Source organism: Synechococcus sp. BA-120 BA3, assembly GCF_034931285.1.
Classification (GTDB): domain Bacteria; phylum Cyanobacteriota; class Cyanobacteriia; order PCC-6307; family Cyanobiaceae; genus Cyanobium.
This window is the reverse complement of record NZ_JAYGHZ010000385.1, coordinates 1-3,880: the sequence shown is the minus strand read 5'-3', so window position 1 is coordinate 3,880 and position 3,880 is coordinate 1. Positions and strand designations below refer to the sequence as shown.

Annotated in this window: 5 protein-coding genes; all 5 read left to right on the top strand. The window is 70.4% G+C overall.

What is annotated here, in order from left to right; genetic code table 11:
- Positions 1-225: 225 nt before the first annotated feature.
- Positions 226-1,383 (top strand): NAD(P) transhydrogenase subunit alpha, encoded by a 1,158-nt coding sequence (locus VB737_RS15485; RefSeq protein WP_500314271.1) that lies wholly within the window; start codon positions 226-228, stop codon positions 1,381-1,383.
- Positions 1,380-1,673, top strand: coding sequence for an NAD(P) transhydrogenase subunit alpha part 2 (locus VB737_RS15480; RefSeq protein ID WP_323306264.1), 294 nt, complete (start codon positions 1,380-1,382; stop codon positions 1,671-1,673). The genes VB737_RS15485 and VB737_RS15480 overlap by 4 nt, the downstream gene beginning before the upstream one ends.
- An 8-nt stretch (positions 1,674-1,681) precedes the next feature.
- Positions 1,682-3,100, top strand: a complete 1,419-nt coding sequence (locus VB737_RS15475) for an NAD(P)(+) transhydrogenase (Re/Si-specific) subunit beta (RefSeq protein WP_500314269.1) — start codon at positions 1,682-1,684, stop codon at positions 3,098-3,100.
- 16 nt (positions 3,101-3,116) lie between these two features.
- Positions 3,117-3,485 carry a sarcosine oxidase subunit delta gene (locus tag VB737_RS15470; RefSeq protein ID WP_500314268.1) on the top strand — a complete coding sequence of 123 codons (369 nt, stop codon included), beginning with the start codon at positions 3,117-3,119 and terminating at the stop codon, positions 3,483-3,485.
- Positions 3,475-3,880: 2Fe-2S iron-sulfur cluster-binding protein (locus VB737_RS15465; protein WP_500314267.1), on the top strand; the 406-nt coding region annotated here is incomplete at its 3' end. The genes VB737_RS15470 and VB737_RS15465, both read left to right, overlap by 11 nt.

Sequence of the window (3,880 nt, the reverse complement as noted above, 5' to 3'; positions counted from 1 at the left end):
GGATCAGGCGCCGTTGCCAGGCCCGCGGTTCGGGGCCGCCGGGGCCCGGGGAGGGGCCGGGAGCCCCGGCCTGGCGGCGCAGACCCAGATCAAAGGACGGTGGCGCCATCCCACGATTCTGCTGGGCCGTCCAGGTCCGGGTGGGCGTGTCCGCACATTGGCGGCCGGTTGCTTGCCGTCACCGGCGGGTCTGTCTATCGCGGAAGAAGTGTGGGTGGCCTCGCATTGGTCAAATTGCTGATTCCCAGGGAGACGGCTCCCGGTGAGCGGAGGGTCGCCGCGACCCCTGAGACGGTCAGGCGTCTGGTGGCCAAGGGGGCGACCCTGCAGGTGGAGCGGGGGGCGGGCCAGGCGGCCGGCTTCCTCGACACCGACTACGCCGCCGTGGGCGCCGAGCTGTGGGATGGGGAGCCCAGGGACTGGGAGACGGCCGATGCCGTGCTCTGCGTCCAGCCGCCGCGTCCGGAGGCCCTGGCCCGGCTCCAGGCCGGCGCCCTGCTGGTGGGGCTGCTGGCCCCCTACGGCGCCACGGCCCTGGTCGACACCCTCAACGACCGGCGGGCTTCCGCCATCGCCCTCGAGCTGTTGCCGCGGATCACCCGGGCCCAGTCGATGGATGTGCTCTCCTCCCAGGCCAACATCGCCGGCTACAAGGCGGTGCTGCTGGCGGCGGCGGCCCTCGACCGCTACGTGCCGATGCTGATGACGGCGGCGGGCACGATCCAGCCCTCCCGGGTGCTGATCCTGGGGGCCGGCGTCGCCGGTCTGCAGGCCCTGGCCACCGCCCGCCGCCTGGGCGGCGTGGTTTACGTCTCGGACGTGCGGCCGGCGGTGAAGGAACAGGTGGAATCCCTCGGCGGCCGCTTCATCGACCCTCCGCAACTGGAGGATGCCCCGGCCGAGGTGGGCGGCTACGCCCGCCAGGCCAGCGAGGCCTTCCTGGCCGCCCAGCGCCAGCAGCTGGCCGACCAGCTGGCCCTGGCCGACATGGTCATCTGCACGGCCCTGGTGCCCGGCCGGCCGGCGCCGCGCCTGATCAGCGAGGCGATGCTCGACGGCATGCGGCCCGGCGCCGTGGTCGTCGATCTGGCCGTGGCCCAGGGGGGCAACTGCTTCGGCACGATCCCCGGGGCCACGGTGGAGCGCCGGGGCGTGCTGCTGATCGGGGCCGACGGCCTGCCCAGCACCGTGCCCAACCACGCCAGCGCCCTCTACGCCCGCAACATCGCCGCCCTCATCGAGCATGTGCTCGGGGAGGACGGCTTCCGGCTGGATCCGGAGGACCCGATCCTCGACGGCTGCCTCTTCACCCACGCCGGTGTCTGCCGCCGCGACGACATCGTCCAGCCCGCCGGCCTGTCCCCCATCGGAGCCCGTTCATGAGCCTTCTGACGCAGTCCCTCTGGGTGCTCCTGCTGGGCAGCCTGCTGGGGCTGGAACTGATCGGCAAGGTGCCACCCACCCTGCACACCCCGCTGATGTCGGGGGCCAATGCCATCAGCGGCATCACCGTGCTGGCCTCCCTCACCCTCATCCAGCAGGCCGGGGACAACACGGCCCTGCTGGTGATCGGATCCCTCTCCCTGGGCTTCGCCCTCTACAACGTGATCGGCGGCTTCCTCGTCACCGATCGCATGCTCGCCATGTTCCGCCGCAAGGGCGACAGCCGATGACTTTTTCGATGGATGCTTTCGCCGCCGGTATCGACCTGGCGGCCGTTCTTCTGCTCGCCCTCGGCATCAAGGGCCTCTCAAAGGTGAGCTCGGCCCGCGGGGCCAACGGCCTGGCCGCCCTGGCCATGGGTCTGGCCGTGGTCGGCCTGCTGATCCAGATCCGGCCCGATCCGATCGCCTGGCTCTGGATCGCCGCCGGCAGTGCCGCCGGCGGTCTGGCCGGTCTGCTCACCGCCCGCCGGGTGCCGATGACCGCCATGCCGGAAACCGTGGCCCTGTTCAACGGCTGCGGTGGCATGGCCTCCCTGCTGGTGGCCATGGGCGTGGCCATCTTCGATACGGGGGATGCCGACATCGTCGCCCTGGTGTCGATCGCCGTCTCGGTGTTCGTCGGCGCCATCACCTTCAGCGGCTCGATCGTGGCCATGGCCAAGCTCCAGGGCTGGCTGGACACGCCCGGCTGGACCCAGAGCCGCCTGCGCCATGGCGTCAACATCTCCCTGGCGGTGCTCTGCCTGGTGTCGGCCCTGCTGCTGCCCGGCGATCCCGGCGGCCTGCCCCTGTGGCTGCTGATCGGCGGCTCCACCCTGCTGGGCATCGGCGTCACCCTGCCCATCGGCGGGGCCGACATGCCGGTGGTCATCTCGCTGCTCAACTCCTATTCCGGGGTGGCGGCGGCGGCGGCCGGCTTCGTGGTGGGCAGCCAGCTGCTGATCGTGGCCGGCGCCATGGTGGGGGCGGCTGGCCTGATCCTCACCCAGGTGATGTGCACCGCCATGAACCGCTCCCTGGTGTCGGTGCTCTTCGGCGGTGCCCTCGGGGCCAGCGCCGGGGCCGTGGGTGGCGGCGGCAGCGAGGCGGGCTACACCCGCATCACCAGCTGCAGCGCCGAGGAATGCGCCATGGCCCTGGAGCAGGCCGAGCGGGTGGTGTTCGTGCCTGGCTACGGCCTGGCCGTGGCCCAGGCCCAGCATTCCCTGCGGGAGCTGGCCAAGCTGCTCGAGAGCCATGGGGTGGAGGTGAGCTACGCCATCCATCCGGTGGCGGGACGCATGCCCGGCCACATGAACGTGCTGCTGGCCGAGGCCGACGTGCCCTACGAACAGCTGCTGGAGATGGACCTGGTCAACCCCGAGTTCCCGCGCACGGACGTGGTGATCGTGCTGGGGGCCAACGACGTGGTGAATCCCCAGGCCAAGAACGACCCCACCAGCCCCCTGTACGGCATGCCCGTGCTGGAGGTGGACCAGGCCCGCCAGGTTTTTGTGGTCAAGCGCAGCCTGGGCGCCGGCTACGCCGGCATCAACAACGCCCTGTTCGAGATGCCCCAGACCGCCATGGTGTTCGGGGATGCCAAGGCGGTGCTCAACGGCCTGCTCAGCGAGCTCCGCTCCATGGGCGTGGGCAAGGTGAAGGTGGCGGCCTGACGCTGGGGCCCGTGCCGTGTCCCAGCTCCCGCACCACCTCGGCCTGAGCCCCTTCCGCCAGCGTTCCCCCTGGATCGGGGGGGATCTGCAGACCTTGCGGGACACCCTGCGTCCCCTGCGTTTCCCCCCCGATCACGCCGAGCCGCTGACCATCCCCCTCGGGGATGGCGGTGAGCTGCTGGCACTGCTGGATCGCCCCGCCGCCGATGCACCTGCGGGCGATTGGCACGCCTATCTGCATCTGCGCGACAATCCCGCCGGGCCGACACGCGAGCTGTGGTATCATGGCGGCGGCTGCGGTGCGTGGCTGGTGGTGATGCGCAATACCGCGACCCATGCGGTCAGCGGCGCGGTCGTGGCATCGGAGGCGCGTCATGCGGGTTGAGGGGCGCGGGCTGATCGACCGAAGCAAGCCTATCGGCTTCAGCTTCAACGGGCGGCAGGTGACGGGCTATGCGGGCGATACCATCGCCTCGGCGCTGATGGCCAAGGGCGTCAAGCTGATGGGGCGCTCGTTCAAATACCACCGCCCGCGTGGCGTGATGACCGCCGGTTCGGAAGAGCCAAACGCGCTGATGCAGATCGGCACGGGCGATGCGATGATGCCCAACACCCGTGCCACGGTGCAGGAGATCTTCGACGGGCTGGTGGCGCAAAGTCAGAACCATATCGGCCCGCTTGATCGCGACCTGATGGCAATCAACGATCTGTTCTGGCCGTTCTTGGGTGCGGGCTTTTACTACAAGACCTTCATGTGGCCGCGCGCATTCTGGGAAAAGC